At 59.6% G+C, this 25485-nt stretch carries 22 protein-coding genes and 3 pseudogenes; 3 read left to right on the top strand and 22 right to left on the bottom strand.

Annotation, left to right across the window (positions count from 1 at the left end):
• The 11 genes and pseudogenes from J2857_RS25500 to J2857_RS25450 form a co-directional block, all read right to left on the bottom strand.
• Positions 1-582, bottom strand: a complete 582-nt coding sequence (locus J2857_RS25500) for a nitrous oxide reductase accessory protein NosL (protein WP_245363824.1) — start codon at positions 580-582, stop codon at positions 1-3.
• Complete coding sequence (locus J2857_RS25495) at positions 579-1400, bottom strand: ABC transporter permease (RefSeq protein ID WP_210012867.1); 822 nt, start codon at positions 1398-1400, stop codon at positions 579-581. The genes J2857_RS25500 and J2857_RS25495 overlap by 4 nt, the downstream gene beginning before the upstream one ends.
• Positions 1397-2299 carry an ABC transporter ATP-binding protein gene (locus J2857_RS25490; RefSeq protein WP_245363822.1) on the bottom strand — a complete coding sequence of 301 codons (903 nt, stop codon included), beginning with the start codon at positions 2297-2299 and terminating at the stop codon, positions 1397-1399. The genes J2857_RS25495 and J2857_RS25490 overlap by 4 nt, the downstream gene beginning before the upstream one ends.
• Positions 2262-3467 (bottom strand): nitrous oxide reductase family maturation protein NosD, encoded by a 1206-nt coding sequence (locus tag J2857_RS25485; RefSeq protein ID WP_306875615.1) that lies wholly within the window; start codon positions 3465-3467, stop codon positions 2262-2264. The genes J2857_RS25490 and J2857_RS25485 overlap by 38 nt, the downstream gene beginning before the upstream one ends.
• Positions 3468-3593: 126 nt before the next feature.
• On the bottom strand, positions 3594-5525 hold the full coding sequence (gene nosZ, locus J2857_RS25480) for a TAT-dependent nitrous-oxide reductase (protein ID WP_210012865.1): 1932 nt from the start codon (positions 5523-5525) through the stop codon (positions 3594-3596).
• Between the two features lie 16 nt (positions 5526-5541).
• A complete protein-coding gene (locus tag J2857_RS25475) occupies positions 5542-7503 on the bottom strand; it encodes a NosR/NirI family protein (protein ID WP_306875618.1) in 1962 nt (653 codons plus the stop codon).
• Positions 7504-7980: 477 nt separating this feature from the next.
• Complete coding sequence (locus J2857_RS25470; protein WP_210012863.1) at positions 7981-8688, bottom strand: NapC/NirT family cytochrome c; 708 nt, start codon at positions 8686-8688, stop codon at positions 7981-7983.
• A gap of 2 nt (positions 8689-8690) precedes the next feature.
• A complete protein-coding gene (locus J2857_RS25465) occupies positions 8691-9080 on the bottom strand; it encodes a nitrate reductase cytochrome c-type subunit (RefSeq protein ID WP_373426863.1) in 390 nt (129 codons plus the stop codon).
• Between the two features lie 71 nt (positions 9081-9151).
• Positions 9152-11574: pseudogene (napA, locus tag J2857_RS25460) on the bottom strand (periplasmic nitrate reductase subunit alpha); the annotation flags it as partial.
• A 419-nt stretch (positions 11575-11993) separates the two neighbouring features.
• The gene (locus J2857_RS25455; protein WP_210012861.1) at positions 11994-13916 is read right to left on the bottom strand and encodes a hybrid sensor histidine kinase/response regulator; all 1923 of its coding nucleotides are present in this window, start codon (positions 13914-13916) and stop codon (positions 11994-11996) included.
• Between the two features lie 21 nt (positions 13917-13937).
• The gene (locus J2857_RS25450; protein WP_210012860.1) at positions 13938-14693 is read right to left on the bottom strand and encodes a Crp/Fnr family transcriptional regulator; all 756 of its coding nucleotides are present in this window, start codon (positions 14691-14693) and stop codon (positions 13938-13940) included.
• A 151-nt stretch (positions 14694-14844) separates the two neighbouring features.
• On the opposite strand from J2857_RS25450, the pseudogene J2857_RS31445 reads away from it, so the two are divergent.
• A pseudogene (locus J2857_RS31445) lies at positions 14845-14982 on the top strand (hypothetical protein); the annotation flags it as partial.
• A gap of 42 nt (positions 14983-15024) precedes the next feature.
• Here the strand turns inward: J2857_RS31445 and J2857_RS31075 are convergent.
• Positions 15025-15507 carry a hypothetical protein gene (locus tag J2857_RS31075; protein WP_245363818.1) on the bottom strand — a complete coding sequence of 161 codons (483 nt, stop codon included), beginning with the start codon at positions 15505-15507 and terminating at the stop codon, positions 15025-15027.
• 126 nt (positions 15508-15633) lie between these two features.
• Here J2857_RS31075 and J2857_RS31550 point away from each other — a divergent pair.
• A pseudogene (locus tag J2857_RS31550) lies at positions 15634-15750 on the top strand (zinc-dependent alcohol dehydrogenase); the annotation flags it as partial.
• Positions 15751-15790: 40 nt separating this feature from the next.
• The gene (locus J2857_RS31070; RefSeq protein ID WP_373426862.1) at positions 15791-16039 is read left to right on the top strand and encodes a flavodoxin domain-containing protein; all 249 of its coding nucleotides are present in this window, start codon (positions 15791-15793) and stop codon (positions 16037-16039) included.
• A gap of 512 nt (positions 16040-16551) precedes the next feature.
• On the opposite strand, the gene J2857_RS25435 is transcribed toward J2857_RS31070, so the two are convergent.
• The 10 genes from J2857_RS25435 to J2857_RS25390 form a co-directional block, all read right to left on the bottom strand.
• Positions 16552-16863 carry a hypothetical protein gene (locus J2857_RS25435; RefSeq protein WP_210012858.1) on the bottom strand — a complete coding sequence of 104 codons (312 nt, stop codon included), beginning with the start codon at positions 16861-16863 and terminating at the stop codon, positions 16552-16554.
• Positions 16864-16919: 56 nt separating this feature from the next.
• Positions 16920-17072, bottom strand: coding sequence for a cbb3-type cytochrome oxidase assembly protein CcoS (gene ccoS / locus J2857_RS25430; protein WP_210012857.1), 153 nt, complete (start codon positions 17070-17072; stop codon positions 16920-16922).
• Positions 17069-19342, bottom strand: coding sequence for a heavy metal translocating P-type ATPase (locus tag J2857_RS25425; protein ID WP_210012856.1), 2274 nt, complete (start codon positions 19340-19342; stop codon positions 17069-17071). Before J2857_RS25425 ends, ccoS begins: the two co-directional genes overlap by 4 nt.
• A gap of 6 nt (positions 19343-19348) precedes the next feature.
• Complete coding sequence (locus J2857_RS25420) at positions 19349-20155, bottom strand: DUF2189 domain-containing protein (protein WP_210012855.1); 807 nt, start codon at positions 20153-20155, stop codon at positions 19349-19351.
• Positions 20156-20365: 210 nt separating this feature from the next.
• Positions 20366-21247, bottom strand: a complete 882-nt coding sequence (ccoP, locus tag J2857_RS25415; protein WP_210012854.1) for a cytochrome-c oxidase, cbb3-type subunit III — start codon at positions 21245-21247, stop codon at positions 20366-20368.
• Complete coding sequence (locus J2857_RS25410) at positions 21238-21408, bottom strand: cbb3-type cytochrome c oxidase subunit 3 (RefSeq protein ID WP_210012853.1); 171 nt, start codon at positions 21406-21408, stop codon at positions 21238-21240. Before J2857_RS25410 ends, ccoP begins: the two co-directional genes overlap by 10 nt.
• 9 nt (positions 21409-21417) lie before the next feature.
• Complete coding sequence (gene ccoO / locus J2857_RS25405; RefSeq protein ID WP_210012852.1) at positions 21418-22170, bottom strand: cytochrome-c oxidase, cbb3-type subunit II; 753 nt, start codon at positions 22168-22170, stop codon at positions 21418-21420.
• Between the two features lie 4 nt (positions 22171-22174).
• Complete coding sequence (gene ccoN / locus J2857_RS25400; RefSeq protein WP_210012851.1) at positions 22175-23827, bottom strand: cytochrome-c oxidase, cbb3-type subunit I; 1653 nt, start codon at positions 23825-23827, stop codon at positions 22175-22177.
• A gap of 308 nt (positions 23828-24135) precedes the next feature.
• Positions 24136-24726, bottom strand: a complete 591-nt coding sequence (locus tag J2857_RS25395) for a hypothetical protein (RefSeq protein WP_210012850.1) — start codon at positions 24724-24726, stop codon at positions 24136-24138.
• Positions 24727-25028: 302 nt separating this feature from the next.
• Positions 25029-25475, bottom strand: coding sequence for a pseudoazurin (locus tag J2857_RS25390; RefSeq protein ID WP_245363814.1), 447 nt, complete (start codon positions 25473-25475; stop codon positions 25029-25031).
• Positions 25476-25485: the final 10 nt, after the last annotated feature.

The following is a 25485-nucleotide window of genomic DNA, read 5'->3' as shown; positions in this document are numbered from 1 at the left end:
TCAGCCTCCAGTTTTGTTGTTCAGCGCGCGCAGGCGGTCTTGAAGGTCCGCGTTGGTGCTCTCTTGGTTTGTATCGCTCTCGACCGGCGCGAGAACCAAGTCGTCGGTGATTTCGGCGAGCCTCAGCACCTGTCCACCCTCGGCGCGAGCGAATTCCTCTGCCCGCGCTCGGCTCGAGAATGGCACCGTTTCCGGCGCCCCCATACCGCCTTGCCTACCGGAGCCGATGACATAGAAGGCATTGTCAGCAGTGATCCAGTTGCCGTCCCCAGGCTCATCCCAAGTGGCGGTGGCAGCACCCATGTCATTGATATAAAATGCCACGATGGGTGCGACCTGCTCGGGCGCGCGGGTATAGGCAATGGCGTCCCGGATCTGACTGAAGAACAACGGCGCCGGATTGTCCTTGAGGAAGACCTGAGCTTTGGGGCCAGGATGCTCCATAAGATTCATCTGGCAGTAGTGACCGAGCGTTTCGGGCGTAAGATCCTGGGGTGTGATGTTCTGGCTCACCTCCTGCTTGCACGCAGTCAGTAGCGCGAGCATGGCCAAGAAGAGTGCGGGGCACATACGGTTTATCATGGTGTCACCTTCCGAAAGGCTGCGGTCGCAACCGCGACGGATGCCAGCGGCCAGAGAAGAAGAGACGCAGCCGACTGCCAAATTGGGATAGAGTACGCCGCCCCTCCGATGCCGCCCGCCGCAGCGACCGCCGCCGCCGCGGAGAGATTGAACACGCGGAATGCATCGGCCGGATTGGCGAGCAGAGCGATGGGCAGCGCCTGCGTTGTGAAGGCTCCGCCACCGTCCGAGACGATCAGCGCCAGCAAGGCGAGATCGTAGAGAACAACAGCAACCAGCCAGACGGCGACAGCGAGCCCAGCTGCCCCAGAGGGCCGTCGCGCCAGGGACGAGAGTGTGTAGCCGGCACCGAGAAAGGTCGCGCCGAGCAGAACCGAGGACCAGATCAGCCGCCATAGAGAGGCCAGACCGGCCACCGCACCGGGATCCGACCAGACGGCGACCAGCGCCGCCGCACCATATCCGAGGGCGACCGCGAGCGCGAGGATGGCAAGATGCGCAAGCAACTTGCCAAGCAGGATCTGCAGACGCGAGACCGGATAGGTGAGCAGCAGAGGAAGCGTGCCGCGCTCCACCTCGCCGGCCACCGCGTCGAAGCTCATCAACAGCGCCAGCAGAGGAACGAGGTAAACGGCAAGCGAGGTCAGCGACGCCACCGTTACGGACAGCCGGTCGACGCCGACATCGCCGGTGGGAGCGGAGCCGGCGGCAGCCAGTACAAGCGCGAAGAGAACCATCATGCCGGTAGCGATCGAAACCCACCGGTTGCGGAATGCGATGCGGAACTCAGAGATGGCAGTGGCAAGGATGCGATTCATTGCCCGTCCCTCCGGCTGAAATGGCTGTAAATGTCCTCGAGGCTCGGCGGGATCACGTCGAGATCCGCCACCTGCTGGCCCAGGGCGGCGATGCCGGCAAGGAGCGCCAGCTTCTCCGACTGGACGCAGGCGATGCGCAGAACGTCGTCTTTGCCAGGTATGCCCTGGGGAAAGGCTGCGGCCAACGCTGCCTCATGGCCAACCGCTGAGCGAACCAGAAGCACAGTCGGCAGCGCCGCGCGCGTGCGCAAATCGGCGAGCGTGCCTTCGGCCACGAGTTTTCCACCAGAGAGGATCAGAATGCGGTCTGTGCGCGCCTCCACCTCTGTCAGGACATGCGACGACAGGAGGATCGCGGTACCGTCCGCCGCAAGTCCATCAAGCAGTTCATAAAAGTCGCGGCGTGACACCGGGTCGAGGCCGGATGTCGGCTCGTCGAGCACCAGCAGGCGGGGGTGGCCGATCAGCGTCTGAGCGAGCCCCACACGCTGACGCATGCCCTTGGAATAGGTGCCGATCCGCCGCTGCGCAGCATGCGAGAGGCCCACACGCGCCAGCAGTTCCATAGCCTGGCTTGGGCGTTCGCCCCGTAGAGAAAGATAGTGGCGGAGTTGCTCTTCCCCGGTCAAGGCCGGATGAAAGGCGACGTTTTCCGGAAGGTAGGCCACCTTCGCGCGCGCCTCAGAAGACCCCGGACGCGCACCGCAGACCGACACGTCGCCGCTTTCGAACGGGACGAGGCCAAGGACGATCTTCATTATCGTCGACTTGCCAGCGCCGTTATGACCGAGCAAAGCGGCGCGCTTTCCAGGCTCCAGACACAGCGAGACATCTTGCAACGCCTCCACGGACTGAAACCGCTTAGTGAGACGAGAGATCGTCAGAGTCGGCGTCATCATGATTTCCTTCGGTCCAGCGGTTGGCGGCCTCAGCTTCATAAGCGAGAATTTCGGGCCGGACGGATATGGTCAAAGAGTGCATCAGGGGCGCGCTGTCGCGCACGCCTCCGGGCAGCGTTGCTGGGAAATCCCGTTGGCTCCAGCGCACGAGTTGGACAGCGGGCGAGCCGGTGAGTAGGCCCGCAGCCGGTTGTGACCAGAGGATCTGGTCCATCAGGTCGTTGGGCCGATAGAAGCTGTCGGCGACACCGTCGCCGTTGAGGTCGAAGGCAGGATGGTCGGACCAGAAGTTTCCCTTGCCCTCGTGGCTCCATTCCATGTTGCGGGTGCCGACATACTTCACCTGTTCCCGGTTAGTGATGAATGCATTGTCGGTCAGCACGTTCTTTTCGGAGCCGGCGGTGAAGTGAATGCCGATGCCGCAGCCCTCAAAGCGGTTGTGCCAGATGACGTTCTTGTGCGCGTTGTAGATGAAGAGACATTTCTTCGCGCCACCGCGGATCAGGTTGCCCGTGACGTCGGCATTGTTGGCGTAATTCAGCATCAGCCCATGCTCTCGGTCACCCAGGCTGAGATTGTTCCGGATCTTCGTCCGGTCCGAGAACATGATGGCAAAGCCGAGATGATTTCCAATCGAGATATTGCCAGTGACCTCGGTATTTCGGGTATACATGAAATGCACCGCAAAGCGCAGATCCCGCATGACATTGTCACGATAGTAGCTCTTCGCGCTTGCATTGGAGAATATGCCGTCTCGGCCGTAGCGAATCCTGTTGCGCTCAAGCCGCGTGCCCGGGCTGTTCCAAACATAGATGCCGTTGCCGCGTTCGTTCATCCGGGGGCTGCGGGTGCCAATGATCTCGTTTGTCAGAACGGCCGCGTCGCGTCCGCCATGCACGTCGACGCCATGCAGGTTGCCCGTGACCATCAGTCCTTCAATCCGGGCGCGATCAGCGCCCTCGATGATCTTGACGCCGGCATCGAGGTTCTGGTTCACGCGGCCGGAGCCCGTGACCGTAAAGCCGGTCAGGATCACATCTGGCGCGGCAATCGTCATCACGCTGCCTTCGCCGAGCCCATCAACCACGGCCCCACGTGGGCCGATGATCGTGAGGCGCCGATCAATGATGACGGGGCCCCCATAGGCCCCGTCCACGAGCTTGAGCACGTCGCCGGGCTCGGCACCGGCGACGGCTGCTGCCAGGCTGCCCTTCCCAGGCATGACTTCACGCTCCGCGGCTGATAGCGGCGAAGTGAGAAGAAGGCCGATCAGAAGGAGAGACAGGCGCATCGATCAAGCAGCCTTCGGTTCGACGAACATGCGGCCGCGCATTTCCATATGCAACGCATGGCAGAACCACTGGCAGTAGTACCAGTAGACACCAGGGTTGGCGGCAACGAAGGTAATCGAACTCGTCTGCTGGGGCCCGATCTCCATGGCGACGCCGTGGTTGCCCATGGTGAAGCCGTGGGTCAGGTCATCGATCTCATCAAGATTGGTGACGATGACGGTGACTTCGTCGCCTTCCTTGACCGTAAAGCTTTCCTGGCTGAACGCAGGCGCCACCGAAGTCATGTAGACTCGGACCTTGTTGCCGTCCCGGACCACCTGATCGGTCCACTCGTCGATGTTGACGCCATCGGCTTCGGCCTGTTTGCGGGTTTCCGCCCACATCGGGTCCTTGCGGTCCCAGGTGGAACGGATGTTCGATAGGATGGAAGGCGCAACAGCGATCGCGTCATGCGGTTCGGCGAAGTTCGGGCCATCGTGCACGAGCTTCATCTTATCGCCGGAAATGTCGATCAACTGATCGTTCTCCGGCTTTAGCGGGCCGACATTCAGGAAGCGGTCCTTGGAGAACTTGCACAGGCACACCAGCCAGTCATTGGACGCGTCAAGCGTCTCGCCCATGACCGTCTTCAGGTGGCCGGGCTGGTACTGGACGTCCAGCTTGTCCTTGATCGGATTGACCTTTTCGCCAGCAAACGCCTTGATGGCATCCGCGATGTTCCACTTCACCACCTGGCTGTCGAGGAAAAGCGAAGTATAGGCATTGCCGCGACCGTCAAACGCGGTGTGCAACGGGCCGAGGCCCAGTTCCGGTTCCGCCACCACAGCGCTGCGCGGATCGGCATTCTTGTAGAACAAGGCATCGAATTTGGTCACGTCGAGGACCGTGACCGTCGGCGAGAGCTTGCCCCCGATGCACAGATGCTTCTTGTCCGGCGCCATGTTGCAGCCGTGCGGATTATTGGCGATCGGGATATAACGGGTGAAGAGGGACTTTGCCTCCTTGCGACCATCCAACACCTTGACGCCGTTAATCTCCTTATACTGGCCTGCGGCGATGGCCTTTTCGATCTCGGCAATGTTGAAGACCACGACGTGGTCCATCTCTGACTTGGTCATCTCTTCCAGCGTCATGCCCATTTCGGAGTTGTAGCTGGTCGAGAAGGCCCATTTGCCTTCGTAGTCGGCATCACAATTGTCTAGATTGCCGGATACCTGCACCTGCCATGCCACGTCCCACTTTTCGGCATCGACTGCGGTGAAAATGTTCACATAACTAGATAAATCCTTCATGGTCGAGCCGTCGTTGACCAGCGGCGCCTCGTCTTCGCCGTTGCAGAAAACGTAGTTCGTCTTCGGCCATTTCTGCGGACGCATTCCGTGGATGCCCTTGGCGTTGGGGATTTCCAGGATGGCATCAGTCTTCATCACATCGCAGCGGACCCGCCCCACGCGAGTGTTGGCCTTGTCGTTCATGAAAAGATAGCGACCGTCATATTTTCCGTCCGTAAAGGACATGTGCACATGGTGCAGGTCGCCGTTGTCGTGAATCTTCTTGCCGTTGGCGGCGAGTTGCTTCTTGGTCTTTTCCGACATCGTGCGCTGATGGATTCGGATTGATTCATTTGTCTGACCCCAGCCGGTAGCTGAGCAGCGATTGAATACTGGTACCCGCATAAATTCGCGCATGGAGGGGATGCCGAGAATACGCATTTCGCCGGTCTGGCCCGAGGACCAGAAGCCGTAATAGTCGTCAAGCTTACCGGGTGCGACGGAGCCATCGCTCCCGGTTGCAGCGTTGGCTGGCGTCGCAAGGCCGACAGCGCCGAGGCCCAGGACGGCAGGTCCTGTCATTCCAGCCAGAACAGCCCCACCGGCTGTAGCACTGAACAGAGCCCGGCGGCTCAGCCCTTTGTTTTCGTTCGGATCCATCATCGATTTCCTTCTTGGGTTAGACTTTGTTTGCGGGAACTTGGACCGGAGCGCCCCCCGGACTTGCGGCCAGCTTTGCCCGTGATTTCATTTTCTTGATCACGACCGGGCAGACGGATTCTGACTGGTAGAGGACCTGACAATGCAGACAGTTGATGCATTCGTTGGGATTGATTTCCCCGGTCTTGTGGATCGCCTGGACCGGGCATTGGATTGAACAGGTTTGGCAGGGATTTCCGCATTCGTGATACCGCTTGAGCCAGTCGAACATGCGCAGCCGAGCCGGGATCGCCAGCGCCGCGCCGAGCGGGCAGAGATATCGGCAGTAGAAGCGTTCGACGAACAGCCCGGCGACCAGGAGGGCCACGGCATAGGCCACAAACGGCCAGGCGCGGATGAACTTCAGGACAATTGCGGTCTTGAACGGTTCGATCTCTGCAAGATGCTCGGCCTGCTCGATACTCATTAGCGAGGCGCCAAAGAGACCGAGAAAGATCATGTATTTTATTGGCCAGAGCCGCTCATGGAGGCCCCACGGAAGAGTCCATTGGGGGATTCGCAGCTTGCGGGCGATCTGGTTGGTAAGTTCCTGCAGCGCGCCGAAGGGGCAGAGCCAGCCGCAATAGGCCCCCCGGCCCCAGAACAGCAGGGCCGCTGCAACTGCAAACCAGAGGATGAAGGTCAGGGGATCGAGCAGGAAGGCTTGCCAGGAGAAGCCGCTGACCAGACTGCCGAACAGCGCCATCAAATTAACGACGGAAAGCTGAGCGTTGGCATACCAGCCAAGGAAGACCAAGGTCACGACTAGGAAACCCATACGGAAGATGTAGAAGCCGCGGGCATTCTTGGTGGCGAAGCTCTGGAAGAAGAATACGCCGGTCAGCACCAACAGCATGGCGGCGACTATGGCGATCTCGACCTGCTTGTCGCTCCAGATCCGCTTCCAGAGTTCCGCCTGGGCGGTGTTCTCACTCTTGTTGACGGCGGCAGCGACCTCCTTTGCCTCCTTGGCCGGAGCGGCGATTGCGCGCCGATATCTCTGCGGCAGTTGGTAGCCGAGATCGAATGTCTGGAAGACCTTCTCTACTGGACCGACCTCGCGCTGCACCAGCAGCTGGATGCGGAACGGCTTTGCGGGATCGAAACCGACGCCCGCGGGAATGCGGAACAGGTCCATTTCGGTAAATTCCGGCGCGCCGGGGAGCGCGATTCCGCCAAGGCGATGATGGTCGCGGTCTCGGAAGCGCACGGACACGTCGTCCTGGATCAGCACGATCCGGTCGAAGATGCCGCCACGCACATACCCCGACCCCTTGAAGGAATAGAGGCCGCGTCCTGCTACGGCGATGGCATGCTCGCCGACGCCCAGCCATTTGCGAAGGTTGGCCTCCTCGGCCGGCCCGAGCAGGGCACCGCCGATTGCCGGAACCGAAACCAAGGCCACCTGCATCTCGACGAAAGTGGTCTGCGGCGCCGCGGTCAATGCCCGATCGCGGGCGCGCGGATCGGGATGGGCGGCGAAGGCGCCATTGACCTGCCCCACATCAAGCGAGAGCCGGCGTACCGTCCCGTCGCCTTCGGCCTCCGGCCAGTCGGCCGGCTGTTTCGCCGCGGGATCGATCTCGAAACGTGGCCCAGCATCAGCGGCTTCCGGCACCAGCCGACCCAAGCCGAGGGCCCGGGCGACCTTTAGGCCGGAGCGGACAATCGAATCGTCGATCACCATCACGGTCACGGTGGCACCGGAGATGATATTCACCTCATGGGCCGTCCCGCCGGATTTTGCCTCGGCGACGAGATCCAGGCCGGCATAGCCCGCAACTAGTGCCTTTACCTTCGCTTCTGGAATTCCGATGAGGACGATTGGCTCCGAGTGCTTCACCAACCGCACGCTGACGATTTTCGCATCCAAATCTACGGCGACGAGGGTATGGATCGGCTTGCCGGAATAGCCGGTCGTGCCGACGAAATCGGATGTCACGAAAACCCACGCAATGGTTTGGCCGTCCTTTAACACCGGAGCGACGGCCAAGTCCTTCCGCATAGGTCCGAGGGCGTCCGCACCCGGGACCAGATCCGAGATGTTTGTCTCAGGCAGATACTGTTGCAGAACCGCGGCAGCGCCGGCGGAAACCGCAAAACAAAGGTAGGTGCAAAGCAGAAGGATTGGACGAAAGATTCGCATTCGGGTTCCCGGAAATCACTGCTGCAGCAATAAGCGGTCGCGCAACATCATCATTGCGCAAGATCAAACTGCCGATTGTTTTCTCGAAAAGCAGAGCAACTAGATTGGCGGTGGACAAGTGGCGCTCTGGGTTGACCTTTTGGGTGGTTCACCGATCCATCACTCTGCTGCAACAGGGGCGGTTTCATCGGAGTCGGAAATCTGGTGAAATTCCGGTACTGACCCCGTGGTCGAGCCGAGCCGAATGCGGCATCACCAAGCGACCGCTCGTTCTCACCGTTCCTGCTCAACATGTTGGCGATGTGCCTGCGCCATTGCGTTTCGTAGGTCGTCGATAGCCGACGCGGCCGGCACCGGTGGGTCTTCGAGTTCGTCTGGCATCTGCCAGCCCGGCTTTACGCCCTGCATGTTGGGAAGATCGTGCGCGATGCCTTTATGACAGTCGATGCAGGTCGCTTTTCCACTCAGGAGATAGCGGGTATGGATGTCTGCGGCCCTCTGCGTCTGCTTCGATAGGTCCATAGCGACAGAGGAATGACAGTTGCGGCACTCCAGACTGTCATTGGCCTTCAGGCGGTGCCACTCGTGTTGAGCGAGGCGCAGTCGCTGATCGAGAAACTTTTCGCGGGTATTGATCGTTCCGAAGATCTTTCCCCAGACCTCTTTCGAGGCCTGCATCTTACGGGCGATCTTGTCGGTCCACTCATGAGGGACATGGCAGTCCGGACAGGATGCTCGCACACCGGAGCGGTTCGAGAAGTGTACGGTTCGGGTCATCTCCTCGTAGACATTTGTGCGCATCTCGTGACAACCGGCGCAGAAAGCTTCCGTGTTCGTGACTTCCAGCGCGGTATTGAATGCACCCCAGAAAACCACCCCCCCGACAAAGCCTCCCAAGGTCAGGAATGCCAGGCTAAGAGTGGCAGCTGGCGTCGTGAGCAGCTTCCAAATCCAGCCGGCCAATCGCGTAATCCTCCCCATCTCTAGTTTCCCCCCATGGGTTGGACCCCCATCTGGCTCATGTCCCGAAAAGTATTGCCCAAAAGCGGCTTCACATCGGCCTGGGGGACATGGCACGCGGTGCAAAAATACCGGCGGGGGGAAACGTCAGCGAGCATCTGACCCTCGCGGGTCATGTAATGGGTCACGCTGATCATGGGCGCTCCAGCACCTTGGGTGAACTCACGCTTGTGACATGAGAGACAGCGATTGGTGTTTACCGACAGCTGATAACCTTCGATGGAATGGGGGATGACGGGCGGCTGATCCGGGTACGCGCGCATCTTGCGCACGTCATCGACATTCCACTTTGGCATCGGCTTCGCTCGTACCTGCCCCATCGCATCCGCGGGCCCTGATAGATCGGGAACCATCTGCGCGATTGCGAACGTGCCCGAGAACACACCGGCGGCAACCGCTGTGACGACGGTCCAGTGACCACGAGCTATGCGACGGGGAGTATCTTGACTGCGCATTTCTTGTAATCCGTCTGTTTGGAGATGGGATCGGTGGCGTCGAGCGTGACCTTGTTGATCAACTGGCTGGCATCGAACCAGGGCACGAAGATCACACCTGGCGGCATGCGGTTGCGGCCGCGAGTTTCGACCCGCGAGCGGATTTCTCCTCTACGCGAGACGATTCTTATCTCTGAGCCCTGATTGAACCCGCGCTTTCGGGCGTCGTCAGCGTTCATGAAACATCGAGCACCAGGAAACGCCTTGTACAGCTCCGGCACCCGCATCGTCATCGAGCCGGAATGCCAGTGTTCAAGAACCCTCCCCGTCACGAGCCAGAAGTCGTACTCCTTGTCCGGTGACTCGGCGGGAGGTTCGTAAGGAACGGCAAGAATGACCGCCTTCCCGTCCGGCCTTCCATAGAACCTTACCCCTTCCCCCGGTTTGACGTATGGATCATACCCCTCGCGATAACGCCATTTTGTCTCCTTGCCGTCGACCACGGGCCAACGCAGCCCCCTCTCCTGGTGGTAGCGGTCGTAAGGTGCAAGATCATGCCCGTGGCCACGACCGAAGGAGGCGTATTCCTCGAATAGGCCCTTCTGGATGTAGAACCCGAACGCTTTGGCTTCATTGTTTGCATAAACCGGATCGATTTCGCTCAACGGGAAGCGGTCCACCTGACCGTTCTTGAACAGCACGTCGAAGAGGGTCTTGCCTCGGTATTGCGGGTGCTTTTCCAAAGTCTCCGGCGGCCAAACCTCCTCTGTCGTGAAGCGCTTGGAAAACTCTGCCAATTGCCACAGGTCTGAGCGGGCGTCACCCGGTGCCTGGACGAGCTGGTGCCATACGTGAGTCCGGCGTTCGGCATTGCCATATGCCCCCTCCTTTTCTACCCACATAGCTGCCGGAAGGATGAGGTCGGCCGCCATCGCGGTGATGGTGGGATAGGCGTCCGAGACGACAATGAAGTTGTCCGGGTTCCGATACCCCTGGTAGGTCTCGTTCTTCGTGTTCGGCGCGGCCTGGATGTTGTTGTTGACCTGGACCCAGTAGAAGCTAAGCTTGCCATCCTTTAGCATACGGTCTTGCTGGACCGCATGGTAGCCCGGTTTGTCCGGGAGGTGCCCCTCGGGAAGCTTCCAGATTTCTTCGGCATGGCGTCGGTGCTCTGGATTGGTGACCGTCATGTCTGCAGGTAGACGATGCGCAAAAGTCCCAACCTCGCGCGCCGTGCCACAGGCCGAAGGCTGGCCGGTCAGGGAGAAAGGCCCGTTACCCGGCTCGGAGATCTTGCCCGTCAACAGGTGGAGATTGTAGAGCATGTGGTTCGCCCATACGCCCCGCACGTGTTGATTGAAGCCCATTGTCCACAAGGACATAACTTTTCGGGACGGATCGGCATAAAGCTCGGCCAGCTGCTTCAGGAAGCCCGGGTCCGATCCCGTCAGCGCTGCGACCTTTTCGAGAGTGTAGTCGGAGACGAACTTCTTGAAGGAGTCGAAATCCGTGGGCTCCATATTACCCGGATTGGCCGCGTTCCCCGCCTTTAGTTCAAGCGGGTCCTCCGGCCGGAGGCCGTATCCGATATTAGTCACTCCTTTCATGAAGGTAGTGTGTTTTTGCACGAAATCTTCGTTCACCTTCCCGGTCGTGATGATGTGGTTGGCGATGTAGTTCAGGATGGCGAGATCGGTGCCAGGCGTAAAGATAATCGGGACGTCCGCGAGGTCCATGCTGCGATGGGTGAATGTCGAGAGGACCGCTACCTTCACATGCGGATGACCGAGACGCCGGTCGGCCAGACGCGTCCAGAGGATCGGATGCATCTCCGCCATGTTCGAGCCCCACAGAACAAAGGCGTCTGCGTTTTCAAAGTCGTCGTAGCAGCCCATCGGTTCGTCCATGCCGAACGTACGCATGAATGCGGAGGCCGCGGAGGCCATACAGTGGCGCGCGTTGGGGTCGAGGTTGTTCGAGCGAAACCCCGCACGCATCAGCTTGGTGGCCGCATACCCTTCGAAGATCGTCCACTGGCCTGACCCGAACATGCCAACGGCGGTTGGCCCCTTTTCCTTCAGGACCTTCTTGCACTGCTCGGCCATGATGTCGAACGCCTCGTCCCAACTGACCGGCTCGAACTCTCCGTCTTTGGCGTACTTGCCATTGCGCTTTCTCAACAGTGGCGTCTGCAGACGGTCTTCGCCGTACATGATTTTGGAGAGAAAGTAGCCCTTGATGCAGTTCAAGCCACGGTTGACCTCGGCCTGCATGTCGCCATGCGTCGCGACCACCTGGCCTTCCTTGACACCGACCATCACCCCGCAACCTGTACCGCAGAACGACATGGAGCTTTCGACCACTCTATTTCGAGTGATTCGACGCCACCTGGAACGGGCTGAGCCCTCGACGGATCGCAGGAGCTCCCTAGTGCGATTGTCGTGCATTAGCACTCAGACGCCTCAGGAGTTCCAAGCTAAGGTTGGGTGGAAGCTCATCCATCAAGACGAAGCCCGCATGCTTCGCCAAGGCTGCTTCGAGTAACGAGATCCGGGTCTCATAGGATGCTTTCATCCGTTCGTGTTCGTCACGACGGATCCAGCGGCGTCGAAACCACCCCAACATTTGACTACCCCTCGCGGTCATCCGCCCTGCCTCAATCTATAGCAGTGACGCCACCGTTGTATCACGCATCTTCACCTTAAAAATTATCGCTTTTAGGTGTTGCTTGGCTGCCTCACCAATCGCGCAGGTCACGCCCAAAAGCGTTCGTGATGGCGATTCAGCCAAAGGCAAACGTCTTTCAGGCCCATATGACGAACGAGCGGAGGATCAACTATCGAGAAGTTCACGAAGTCGATTTGCCAAATCCCGCGAGGTGTATGGCTTCTTCAGCCAGCTTCCGGAATGAGCCAGTTCGCGCCCAGCAATAGCAGGCTCGGCGTAGCCGGACGTGAAGAGGATTTTGATGGCCGGACGCGATAACCGTACGCGCTCCGCAAGCTCATCCCCCGTCATACCTCCTGGCATGACAACGTCGGTAAAGAGCAGCGCGATATCACCGTTATGATCGAGTTGGTCCAGTGCCTCCATTCCGTTGCTCGCCTCTATCACTTGATAGCCGAGGTCGCTAAGTCGCGAAACGGCCACCCGCCGAACCCTAGGATCATCTTCAACGACGAGGATCTTCTCTGTGCCATGGGGGATGGCCGTCAGAGCGGCTGCAGTTCCACCACCAGCTGTCAAACCAACTTCTCGCTGCGCAGCTGGCAGGAAGATCCTGATGCTGGTCCCCTGCCCCGGCTCGCTGTAAAGTTGAATATTGCCACCTGACTGTTTGGCGAAACCATATACCATGCTTAGGCCAAGGCCGGTCCCGGAACCCACGCCCTTTGTGGTGAAGAAAGGATCGAACGCCTTCTCCTTTACCTCCGCCGTCATCCCTGACCCGGTATCGGTAACTGATACCAGAACGTACTCGCCGGTCCTGATATGGGGGTACATTTGAGCATAATCCGCGTCGAGCTTGACCCGAGAGATTTCGATAGTTAGCCTTCCGCCTTTCGGCATGGCATCTCGAGCATTGATGACCAGGTTCAGCAATGCGTTCTGAAGCTGTGAGCTGTCCACAAGAGCCTGGTTGGAACCGCCGGATACGATCGTTCGAAGCTCGACAGTTTCCCCGAGCGTCCGACGCATCAAGTCCGAAAATCCGTTGACTAGTTGTCCGATGTCGACGAGTTTTGGATTGAGCGGTTGGCGCCGACCGAACGCAAGTAGCTGGCCCGTTAGTTTGGCACCATCCTCCGCTGCATCCTGCGCCTCGAGCAACATTGGGCGGAGCCGCTCGTCCGAGAGCTTGCTTTCCATCATCTCAAGATTACCACTGATGACGGTCAGCAGGTTGTTGAAATCATGTGCCAACCCACCGGTCAACTGGCCGATCGCCTCCATCTTTTGCGACTGGCGCAATTCTTCTTCGATCTTGTGTCGGCTGGTGAGATCTCGGACGAAGCCTGTGAAGATTCGTCTACCCTTGGCGACGGCCTCTCCGACCGATAATTCCATCGGGAACAGCGATCCGTCTTTGCGCAGCCCTGTTACGACGCGGCCGTATCCGATGATGCGTCGTTCGCCGGTCGTTAGGTAACGAGAGAGGTAACCGTCATGGGCGTCCCGGTCGGGGTTCGGCATCAGTATCTTGACGTTGCGGCCGCAAACTTCTGCAGACGTGTATCCAAACAGACGCTCAGCCGCCGCGCTGAACGATGAAATCGTCCCCTTTTCATCGATGACGACCATAGCGTCAGGGACCGTCTCAAGGATGGACATCAGGTGTGCTTCCCGTTCGGCAAGATCGACTTGCATAATTTTCAGATCCGTAACGTCATTGCTCGTTTGGATGACAATTGGGTCTTCTCCTGGCAGCGTCTGAACGAGAGCCCACCGCGTCGATACCGAAAGCAGCCGGCCGTCCTTGTGACGATGGGTAACCTCGCCGCTCCAAGACTTCTCCTCCTGGACCAGCCGCCGGACCTCCTGCACGGGCCGCGGAAACTGTGTCTGAAGGAGCTCATGGACCACCATTCCAAGCGCTTCGTCCCGGCTCCAACCATAGAGTTGCTCGCAGCCCATGGTCCAACCACGGATAATGCCGTCCATGCCATGGGCGACGATATTGGCCTGAGCCAGCAAGGATGTAATGATCTCTAGCTGCTCCGCGATTCCGCCGTCCCTGATGCTCTTATCCGACATCGCCGCTCCTGACGGGGGTTCCTAGTGGCGGCGCTGGCTCCCCTGGACAACCAAATCATGCCGCATGTCCGAGCAATCATCATCATCACCAGCAAGTTGCGCAAGCAAAACCGGTCTTTCCACGCTGATGGAGTGGCGTGCGACCGCATTCTCGATCCGTAAAACCCGTTTGTTGATCAATTTGGTGATCGTGCGGGATACCGTCTCGATGGTCAGGCCGAGGTAGTCGGCGATGTCCTGCCGGCTCATAGGGAGCTCGATACTTAGACGCCGTTCACCGAGCAATTCGCTCTTCTTCAGGAGCTTCAGGAGGAACGAACACATCCTTTCTTCCGCGCTTTTGCAAGACAAGAGCACCATCTGGTCCTGCGCCGCCGCCATTTCGTCAGACACAAGGGCGGAGACTTCCGTGCGCAGCCGCGGACTTTCGTCGATTCCCGAGTCGAACTGGTTTCGGGTCAGCCTCCGGACTGTCGTCGATGAGACCGCATCGGCGCTGTAGAGATAACGCTTTCCCAGCGATATCCCAACGATGTCGCCGGCATAGAGGAAGCCGGTGATGACGCGACGACCGTCGGATATGATCTTGAAGATCCTCAGCGTCCCTTCAACAACCTGAAACACATGCGCAGCCTCGTCACCCTCTAAGAACAGCGATCTGTTTCCGCTGCGATGCTCAACGGGCTGTTTACTGAAAAGGTCGCGCAGGCAATTTGCCCCATCTGAGGGTGCGTGTTTGCGGGTGAAATGAGCAGTATGTTCGCTTGCAATATACATGGTAGCCTCCGTCCGTTGCAGAGTAGTAGACCTTTGCTGCGTAACGCGAGGATGCTGCTTTGGTACCAACGAGTGTCCAATTGTAACAGGTTGTAACTTCGGCCCGACAATGCGGTAGCTTCGGAGCCCGAAATTCTTCTGGTGTACGACGATGCGAGGATGCGCCATGTGCCCGTCCGTATTTCCGTGTGAGCGGGTGCTGACGCGCCATTTCCTGATGGAACAGAGCCGCGCTCGCCATCTTGCGGCCTTCAACCGGACATTCGACGCGCAGGTCACGCGGTTGCGCCGCAAGATCGAGGCCGGGAGCAGGCGCCCTCAACCTGTCAAGTCAGTGGGCGGCGTCGGGGATATCGCGCCGCTGCTGTTGAATTTCCGGGGCCTGATCTGTGTTAAGATCATAGAGAAGGCCTTCGGATGGGACCGATGCCTGCTCCGGCTCAGCGACGATAGACCAACCTAGCGGTCCAGCCGGCCAAAAGTGCAGCTTATCGTAGCCGAACGCTCGCGCCCGTTCCTTCGCCACATCAAAAAGCTCGCGAGCCACTCCGAGTTCGTCGAACAAACTAACCGACGCGAAAATCGGGACCTCTAGTTCGCGCGATTGTCGCTGATGGTTGACGAATATATAGCAGAGGCCTCGGATGGTTCCCGCAGGATCGGTCACGGCAAGCCAGCTCCGCCGCTGAATCACTGTCCCTGTTGCCAACTTCCATTCGTCGAAGGACACTGAAGGAAAAAGATGCCTAACGATTGCGTATCCGCGGGCAATTTGGCCTTGGCGGAGCGTTCCCACCTTATAGATGTCTGACATTCCGATGCCTCCCGGTTTTACTCCGTCGATCATCTGATAAACGGCCCGGGCCGCCATTGACGGTGATCAATGCGTCCAAGGTCGCCCGGGGACAGTGGCCTCGTAAAACGTCTATGGAGTCAACCGATGGTCAAGACAATGAAGGCCGCCGTCGTGCATGAGGTCGGCAAGCCGCTCGCGATCGAATGTGTCCCTGTGCCTGTGCCGGGGCCGGTCGAGATCCTAGACGACGCGCGGGTTTGCCGCCACTCTTCAGTCTGTTCTTTCGGAGCAGGGACTTCGGGTGCATGTCGCGCCGACGACGGGCTCTAATCCGGCCCGCGGGCCGAAGGCGCAGCGGATCATCGTACTTGCGGCCACCTATGGCAATGGCGCGGCACCGGCCTCCGCAGGCGGCTTCCTCGACGACTTCGAGCGCTGTCCGGTAATACCCGGTCTTCCGCTTGCCGTGGTTGGTTTTGGCGATCGCAGCTTCCCGGCATTCTGTGGGTTTGCGGCAGAGATCGCACAGGTCGCGGTTCAAAGAGGCTAGTGGAAGCTTACACCCTTCGATACGATAGACCGCCAGTCCCCGCAGAATTTCGCCCGCTGGGGGCACAGCGTTGCGAAAGTGCTGGGCCTCAAGTTTGAGCTGAACCATCAAAGGGCGACGCCCAAGACATGGAACCTGTCGCTGGTTTCGCGACGCGACTAGGGTGCTGACGTGCAGGCGATGACCGCAATCCTTCGCTTTGCCCTGCCGAAAGCCTCGCTATATCGGCCTGAGCGAGAATCTCCTCGGCATAACGTTCCGAATTGTCGGGCGGAAGATACCCCAGCCCAAGGGTGCGGCGGTTGTCCCAAATGCCCCAGTCGTTTGCCGAGACCCCATAGACGATCTCGCACCCTCGCGTGTCCGCCTCCAGCGAGGCGACGGTCAGGTTCTGCATATCCGGGTGGCTGATCCAAGTCACCAGCGTTCGGCGATCGTAAGGTCTTTCGACGCAGGTTCCGATCCGCAGACTTTCGGTGAGTCATTACACGGCTGTTGAACAACCTGCAATTCTATGGTCGTTTGCCAGTGTCCCGCGGCGGAGTAACTCCTTTCGTAACGGCGAGAATCGCACCGACCATTCCCCCGGTGACGATACCTGCCGAACCGCCTGCCAAGGCGGCAAGTACGCAATAGCCCAGCACAGCGAGGCTGACGTCAGGCGTCACCACCACGGCGGCGATTGCGCCCACCAGCGCGCCTATCACTCCGAAGACGATACTCAGCCCGGTTACCGCATCGGCCGGATCAACGATCAGAATGCGATGTAACCTGGTCCTGGATGGTTGTTCCGCAGGCGTGTCCTGTCCTGTTTCAGTAGCCATGCTCGCTCCTTTGTCTCAGTCCTGGAACGCAATAGACCCCGCTCGGGTTGCCGCAGTCAACCGGTCGCGTCATCGTCCTCCAACAGTATTCTTTCGGCCGCGCCATCGAGGTCTTCGTATTGCTTCGACCGCATTGACCACAGAAAGGCCAGCAGGCCCGCCGCTCCCATCGCGACGGTCAAGGGGACCAATACGCTCAGAGCTGTCATGCGCCCGCCTCCACCGCTTGGTGAGGCCGAGGCATTCGCACCTCCTCCATCTGTTTCTCGCCACCAGATAGCCTGAGCGCGTTTGCTACCACCAGAATGGACGATGATGACATAGCCACGGTCGCGATGAGAGGTGTTACGAACCCGGAAAGCGCAAGCGGCAGGCTGACGGTATTGTAGATAACCGCCAGCGCGAAGTTCTGCCTGACCAGTCGCATCGCCTTTTTTACCGCTTCGAGGCTCTCTTCGACCACCGACAAGCTGTCGCCCAGAAACACGAAGTCGGCGGCGCTACGTCCGATGTCGCTTGCCGTTGACGGTGCCATCGACACATGCGCAGCCCGTAACGCGGCGGCGTCGTTTATCCCGTCTCCGACCATCAAGACCTTATGCCCGCGAACCTGCAAGTCGGCGATTGCCGTCACCTTATCGCCTGGCAGTAGACCGGCGGAAAATCCTTCGATGTTCAGGAAGCGGGCGATCCGCGCGACGGCGGGCTTGGAGTCTCCCGACAGTATCCGAACATCGATCCCCCCCGCTTGAAGGGATTTGACCAGCTCGGCTGCGCCGGGACGCAGTGTTTCCCCGAACGTGAACATCGCCATTGTCTGTCCGTTCCGCGACAGGCTGACGGCGGATAGCTCCGCTGCCCCTGACGTAAAGCCCGCGCTTGCCGCCCACTCAACCCTGCCAAGTCGATAGATATCCGCGCCGATCGTGGCCTCGAGGCCGTAGCCAGCAAACTCTCGCGTCTCGTCGAAGGTGATCAGCTTTTGGCCCGAATTCGAGTGAGCTGCCGACAGTGCCCAGGAGATCGGATGATTTGACAGACGCGCCATCGACCCGGCAATGGCAAGGTGTTTCTCCGATATTTCATCGAGATTGAGAAGGCTGGGTTGACCGGTCGTGAGTGTGCCTGTCTTATCGAACACGACGGTGTCGACTCCGGCAAGGCGCTCGAACGCGGAACCGTCGGTCGCCATTACTCCCCGGTCAAACAGGCGTCGCGCGAGGACCACCTGGACCATCGGCACGGCGATCCCCAAGGCGCATGGACAGGTGATGACGAGAACCGTGATTGCGATGGTCAGCGCTCGATGGATATCGCCGGTACCGTAGAACCAGCCGATCAGGGCAAGCAGAGACATGGAATGAACAACCGGGGCATAAAGAGCCGCTGCGCGGTCCGCCAGGCGTCGGTAGCTCGAACGACTGTTTTCTGCGGCTGCGAGCATTCTCGTCATTTCCGAGAGAAGCGAATCCGCAGGAGCGACGGAGGCGGTCAACACGAAGGGTGCACCCTGGTTGATCGCGCCCGCCCGAACCTGGCTTCCGAGATCGATCGCCTGCCAGGCGCTTTCTCCGGTGACGAGCGAGCTATCCAGTTCTGAACGGCCCTCGACAACGACGCCATCGGTGGGGACCCTGCTGCCGACTGCCACCAGCACCCGCGATGCGGGGTGAACCTCGTTCAATGGGACGTAACGGACCGACCCATCGGCCGCCACGACGTTTGCACCTTGAGGCATGAGGCGCGCCAGTCCTGCTACCGCCGACTTCGCCCTGCGCCTCATCATATGATCCAGCAGACGCCCCCCGAGAAGTACGAACAACAGCGATGTACTTGCTTCAAAATACGCTTGCGCCGCATTGCCAATGGCGTCGTAGAGGCTTAGCCCGAACGACAGGAGCACGCCCGCGCTGATCGGCACATCCATGTTCATCCGGCCGTGGACCAGCGCGCGCCACGCCGAGGCGTAGAAGGCGCTCCCGGAATATAGGACGGCGGGAAGAGCCAAAGCCGCGGACAGCAGGTGAAAGGCCTGCCGCGTTCCTGCGTCTGCACCGGCCCAGACTGAAACCGAAAGCAGCATGATGTTCATTGAGCAGAACCCTGCGACGGCAAGGGCGCGCAACAGGTGCGAATGAACGCGATCCTCCTCCCCCATATCGTTCGTCGGCAGATGGGACGAGTAGCCGACAGCTGACAACGCGCCCGTGAGATCGGGGGGGGCCCCGCGATCTCCTTTCCAGTTCACGACGACCGTCCGCAGCGAGAGGTTGGCCCGGGCGGCCTCAACGCCGTCAACAGCCGCCAGGGCAGTTTCGATCGCCCGGATGCAGGACGCGCAGTGCATTTCAGGGACGGACAGGGTGGTCTGCCGAACTCCGTTCCTCAGCTCTTTGCTCGAGAACGCGACTTCCTCCGGCGAGCATCCGTCAGAATGCCCGATGCCTATCGCAGCAGTGCTCGAGGCGCAGCACGTCATGACTGTCTACCGCATCTCTTTGTAAGCGTGCCACGTCGCGTGGCCGAGCCAGGGGAAAATCACGATCAATCCAATAAGCCCGGTGGCAACGCAGATCAGGAAGAGCGCCAGTACGATCGCGCCCCAAAGCAACATCGGCCTGAGGTTGTTCCACACGATCGCCATGCTCACGCCCATCGCCGTCATCGCATCCACCCTACGGTCGAGGAGCATCGGGATCGAGAATACGCTGATGGCGAACGCAAACCCCGCGAACAGGCTTCCGATCAGACTGCCGACCAGAAGCATCGCCCAGCCGACTGGAGTGGTGACCAGCATGGCCGCGACGTGGTCGAGGCCCGGAAAGGGTCGGACCCCGAAAAACAGCGCGTAGACCAGGACGGCCGCTCGCATCCACAGGAGCATGAGCATCGTGAGGACCATCCCGGTGAAGAACACCTGAGCTCCCGCGAGAGGCTGCACGGAAAGCATTGACCCGAGGGTGACGCGTTGGCCGCTTTCGATATCGCGGCTCTTCAGATAGAGCCCCGCGGCGACCAGCGGCCCGACGATCATAAAACCCGCGAGCGCCGGAAACAAAAAATAGTCTCTTCCGGTATCGTACATGTAGACGATGAAGACCAAGGAGGCGACAAACACCGCGACACCGTAGATGAGGCTCGGGACAGGCCGGGTCCAGAGATCACGCCATCCAGCTGCAAGCCAGCGAAAAGGCGCTTCGTAGGAGACATCGCGCTTGTATCGCTTGTTGCGGGTCTCCTCGATATCCGACAGCTCGGAAACCAGAACGGGCGTGTTGTCTCTAGTGGCCATCGTGATCTCCTGACATCAACATGCCGACTTGGCGGCCCGGTATGCTCCGGGTGAGCCGCCCCTTTCCTTGAGATGGGGGACGCAGTCCGGCTGTGTGGAGACGGCAACATAGACGAGATGCGCGTTCGCCAGCAGCACCAGCAACGCCGCCGCCGAGAGTATCAACAACGGCCTGAACCATCCACGACTCTTTCCCGCCGTCTCACTCATTCAGGGTTCCACTTGCCCGAGCGCGTTCACATAAAGCGCGAGGATTTTGATCTCGGATGGCGAAAGCCGCTCGTCCCACGTCGGCATATGTCCCTGCCGCCCTCCATGGATCGTATCGATGATGCTTTGCAGGCTCCCGCCATAAACCCACTGACGGTCCGTTAGGTTCGGTGCCCCGACGTCCGGCTTGCCTTTCGCGTTCTCGCCGTGACAGGCAGCGCAGGTGGTGAGAAACACCTCACGGCCCTTGTCGATCTGGTTGACGTTCTTGGCGGTAGATGTGGTCGGATCGTTCAGCGAGATGACGTAGGCGGCGACGTCGAGAACCTGCTGACGGTCGAGCATCTCGTCCCTGCCGAAGGCGGGCATCTGGGCAATACGGGTATCGGGATGCCTGGAATTGATACCCACCATCAAGGTCTGCTGGATTTTCTCCGGCCCGCCACCCCAAAGCCAGTCATCGTCCGTCAGGTCGGGATAGTTGTTGCCACCCTTTCCGTCGCGGCCATGACAGGCTGCGCAGTTGTCGCCGAAGAGCTGCTTACCGGTGGACCGCACCGTGGCCATGAGCCGCTCGTCCGCCCGTATCTCGTCGTAGGACATGCTGCCGATCTTGCTCATCCATGAGGCTCTGGCGTCAGCCCCCTCACGCAAGGTCTCCTCCACGGTCGTCTTTTGGTCGATGCCCAGTAGCCCCTTCGTGTAGGTCCTGCCGAGCGGCCATGTCGGAAGCAGGAACCACCACAGCACCGCGAACACGTGCGTGACGATCAGGAACAGCAGAACGCCCCGCGGTATCGGGGTATCCAGCTCCTTGATGCCGTTCCAGATGTGGCCCGTGGTCTTGCGGCCGCTGACGGGGTCAACCTCTTCTACTTCCATGGGCCATCTTCCTTGTCGAAAATTTCCCTCTCGGCGCTTTCGAACCTTTTCCTGTTCGAAGGCAGGAAGGTGTAGACAATGACACAAATCGAAAAACCGATCAGATAGAACAGACCCCAGCTCTTTGAGATTGCGACGATCGTATCATGCGTAAAATCCATCGCGTCCTCCTAATTGTTGGGGTTAGGCATCTGTTCGGGAGCCGCCGTGCTTTCGTAAGCGGCTTTCGTCAGTTGTCCCAGAACCTGGAGATAAGCGACGAGCGCATCCATTTCGGTGATGTTCGTCGCCACGCCGTCGAATGCGGAAATCTGCGTTGCCGCGCCATACCGCTCGGATACGCCCGCAGACTGGTCGCTGTCCGGCACAGCTTGGCCGCGGGCATCGGCAGAAGCGTTGGCGATCATGTCGTCGGTATAGGGCACGCCCACTGCGCGCTGCGCCTGGAGCATGAGAGGCAGATTGCCGAGCTTCAGGGGCGTCGTGGCGAGCCATCGGTAAGACGGCATGTTGGATTCCGGGACCACGTCCCGCGGATTACTCAGATGGGCGACGTGCCAGAAGTCCGAGTACTTGCCGCCGATGCGGGCGAGGTCCGGTCCAGTGCGTTTCGACCCCCAGAGCATGGGGTGGTCATACTTTGACTCAACAGCGAGCGAATAGGGGCCGTAGCGCTCCACGTCGTCCCGCAACGTCCTGATCATCTGGCTGTGGCATGCGTAGCATCCTTCGCGGACGTAGATGTCACGTCCGGCGAGTTCCAGCGGCGTGTAGAGGCGCATATCCTCAACGTTTTCGACGGTGTTGTCGATCGTAAAAAGGGGAGCTATCTCGACGATCCCGCCGACACTGGCGGCAGCGACGATAGCCAGCATGAAGCCCGTCGCGGACCGTTCCAGTTTCCTGTGAGGCGTATCGGTCATGTTCCTACTCCGCGGCCGATGGAACTGTGGCTGAATGTTCGCCAATGGGCAAATCATCACCCGCAGGAGACGGCGCGGGGCTCGGACTCCGGACGGTCATCCAGACGTTGTACGACGCGACGACCGCGCCGATGAGGAACAGCAACCCTCCGAACGCGCGCGCAATGTAATAGGGGTACATCGCAACCAGAGTATCGACGAAGGAATAGACAAGGGCATTGTCTTCGGAATAGGTCCGCCACATCAGCCCCTGGATGATCCCGGAATTCCACATCGCGAAGACGTAGATGAGCGTACCGACGAGTGCGAGCCAGAAGTGGACCTCCACGAGTGTCGCCGAGTACATCCGTTGACGCTTCCAGATCGACGGCACAAGGGTGTAGAGCGAACCGAACGTGATCATTGCGACCCATCCCAGCGCGCCAGCGTGAACATGGCCCACCGTCCAGTCCGTGTAATGGGACAGGGAATTGACGGGGCGTATCGCGAGGAAGGACCCCTCGAACGTCGAAAGCCCGTAAAAGAACGCCGCCATCATGATAAAGCGCAAGGTGGCGTCGTCCCGTACCTTGTGCCACGCGCCGTTGAGCGTCAGCAGGGCGTTCCCCGCCGAAGCCCAGGATGGTACCAACAGCATCACCGAAAATGTCATTCCGAGGTTCTGCACCCAGTGCGGCAGGGCCGTATAGTGAAGATGGTGGGAGCCGGCCCACATATAGAAGAAGGTGATGCCCCAGAAGCTCAGGATCGACAGGCGGTAGGAGAAGATCGGCCGCTCCGCCCGTTTGGGCAGGTAGTAGTAGAGCATGGCCAGAAAGCCGGCAGTGAGGAAGAAGGCGACGGCATTGTGGCCATACCACCACTGCACCATGGAGTCCTGCACCCCCGCCCAGATCGTATAGCTCTTGGCCTGCGTGAACGAAATCGGGACCGCCAGGTTATTGACTATGTGCAAAATGGCGACGACGAGAATGAAGGCCATGTAGTACCAGTTTGCGACGTAGATGTGCGGCTCCTTGCGCCGCGCCAGCGTTCTGACATAGAGGACGAAATAGGCTACCCAGACGACCACCAGCCAGATATCTGCGTACCATTCCGCCTCCGCGTATTCCTTCGACTGGGTGACGCCGAGAAAATAGCCGGAAACCGCGATCAGACAGAACAGGTTGAAGCCGAGGAGAACGAACCAGGGAGAAAACTGGTCGGCGAGACGCGCCCGGGAAGTGCGCTGGACGACATGGTAGGACGTCGTGATCAGGGCATTCCCGCCGAAGCCGAAGATCACGCCGGACGTATGAGCAGGACGGATGCGGCCGAAACTCGCCCAGGAGGTATCGAAGTTGAGGCTCGGCCACGCAAGCTGCGCCGCGGCCCAGACACCGATGAACATGCCGAAGATCGCCCATGCGAGGGTAAAGCCCACACCGACCTTGATCGGGTCGTCATAGTACTTGCTCAGACGGGCGGGATCGGGAGCTGGACCAAACGCACTGGACATGAGCACGAACAGAAGGCCAACGCTGCACAAAAGCACCATGACGCCGTGAATGCCGAGCGGCTCCATTCCCCCCATAGCTGCCATTGCTATGCCGATAACAGCCATGAATACCAGAACCAACCCTGCGAGGTCGCGTTCTCCCGACGTCAGCTGACCCATCAAGCCTTTACCTCATATAGCGGTCAATACATAGCTCATGCATACGCTTCGAATCCCCAAATACCATAACTCTAGGTATCGGCAAACAATGGGAGCAATTTGGGCCTGCACCAAGTCAAACCCATGGGAGCATTCTGAGAAAATGCACCAAGTGCCGCTCCTCCGGTCCTACGCTCATCAATCAAGGCGATCGTAGCTGATCAGATCGAGTTGCGAGGCACCAGTTTTGAGAGGCGTGGTGCGAGCGATGAGCGCATAACGTCTGCCCTCCTCAAGCGGCACGGGCATCAGCGCGGGTACGCTGGGGTTTACGTAGAGAACGACGTCCCTGCCATCCGCTGTGTTTGGACATGAACGGCTGGGCCGACATGACGCGAGCGCGGTTCGTTGACCATCAGCTTGCGATCGGCCGCGTCGGGGTCCTTGGAGATGACGGTCGCGTCCACCCTCAACAGCTTCCGAAACGTCGGATCCGTGGTTGGATTGAAGGGCGCGCCGGTCTTCTGCCGCTCCTCCCGTTGTTTGATATCTGCCGCATTCAACTGGTCAAAGCCCTCATAGCGCAGCAACCACTCCAGGGATTTCGTGTCTCGCATGATACTATAACTGGCGGTGGCAGTCAGGGAGCTGGCAGGTTGCGGCTTTCCGCCCTCTTCAATGACTTTTAAGAAGCTCTGCAGGTTACTCTTCAACACGTCGGGACTGTTGTATTGCACCAGTAAGCCAGGCCCAAGCGCCACGCCGACCTGTTGAGCCCGGAGAGACAACCAGAACGGCACCGTTGCCCACGTCAAGCCTGGCCTGCGGCCGGCACTCCTTGAGGCTTCCCGGCATTGCCGGCGGGATACGATGGCGCCGCGTGAACCTTCCTCTGCTTTCTCGGCTCCGGCTTCGAGCATTCGCGCGATTCAGGATGCTGGATCGAACGCCCCGTTGAATGACCGTGTACTGTGCGCCACCGATGGAAGTTCGCGGCCGTCGACATCTACGGCTCGAGACACTAAACCGACAATGTTGCTTTTCCGCGCAATGGCGGAACGCGGTTTGTGGTGAAGGAGTGGAGATCCTTCGTTTCTCGACCGGACGGCTAACTCAGTCGGCTTTGGGTCAGCCCTCTTCCCGGATCCGCCTGAGGCTCTGTTGCACGAACAGCCTGTCCAACCCAGGACGAGGGTGCGGCCGCCATCTGTACGGCTCCGGCTTAAACGCCAGAAGCAGCAATATCCGCATCGAGACGTTCGCGAGCCTTCTTGGGCAGTTTCGCAGTCTTTATGGCCTCCAGGTTCGCAGGAGCGTTGCCGACAACGATGAGGCTAATCATGCCCATGCCAACATGTGGCGCGCATTTCACGGCATAAGCACCCTCGACGTCGAACGTGATTTTCACGCTTTCGTTCATCTGGCCCTTGAAGGGCTTTGCGCCTTGCGGGATCAACCCGTCGATGGTTTCAGCGTTGTGGGACTTGTCGGTCGGGATGAAGGTGACGGTATCGCCCTTGGCGACCTTGAGGGAGCTCGGCTCGAATACCATCGCGCCGTCCTTGCCCTTGTTGAGCATTTGCACTTCGAAATCGGCGGCCGAAGCCACCGTTGTGCAGACAGCCGTTGCGATTGCCGCGCCGACCAGGGATGCCAAAATCTTCTTCATTTCCTTACTC

Origin of the sequence: Neorhizobium galegae, from assembly GCF_017877055.1 — a bacterium.
GTDB classification, from domain to species: Bacteria; Pseudomonadota; Alphaproteobacteria; order Rhizobiales; family Rhizobiaceae; genus Neorhizobium; species Neorhizobium galegae_D.
Note: the sequence above shows the minus strand (reverse complement) of the source record. Positions and strands in the feature narration are given on the sequence as shown.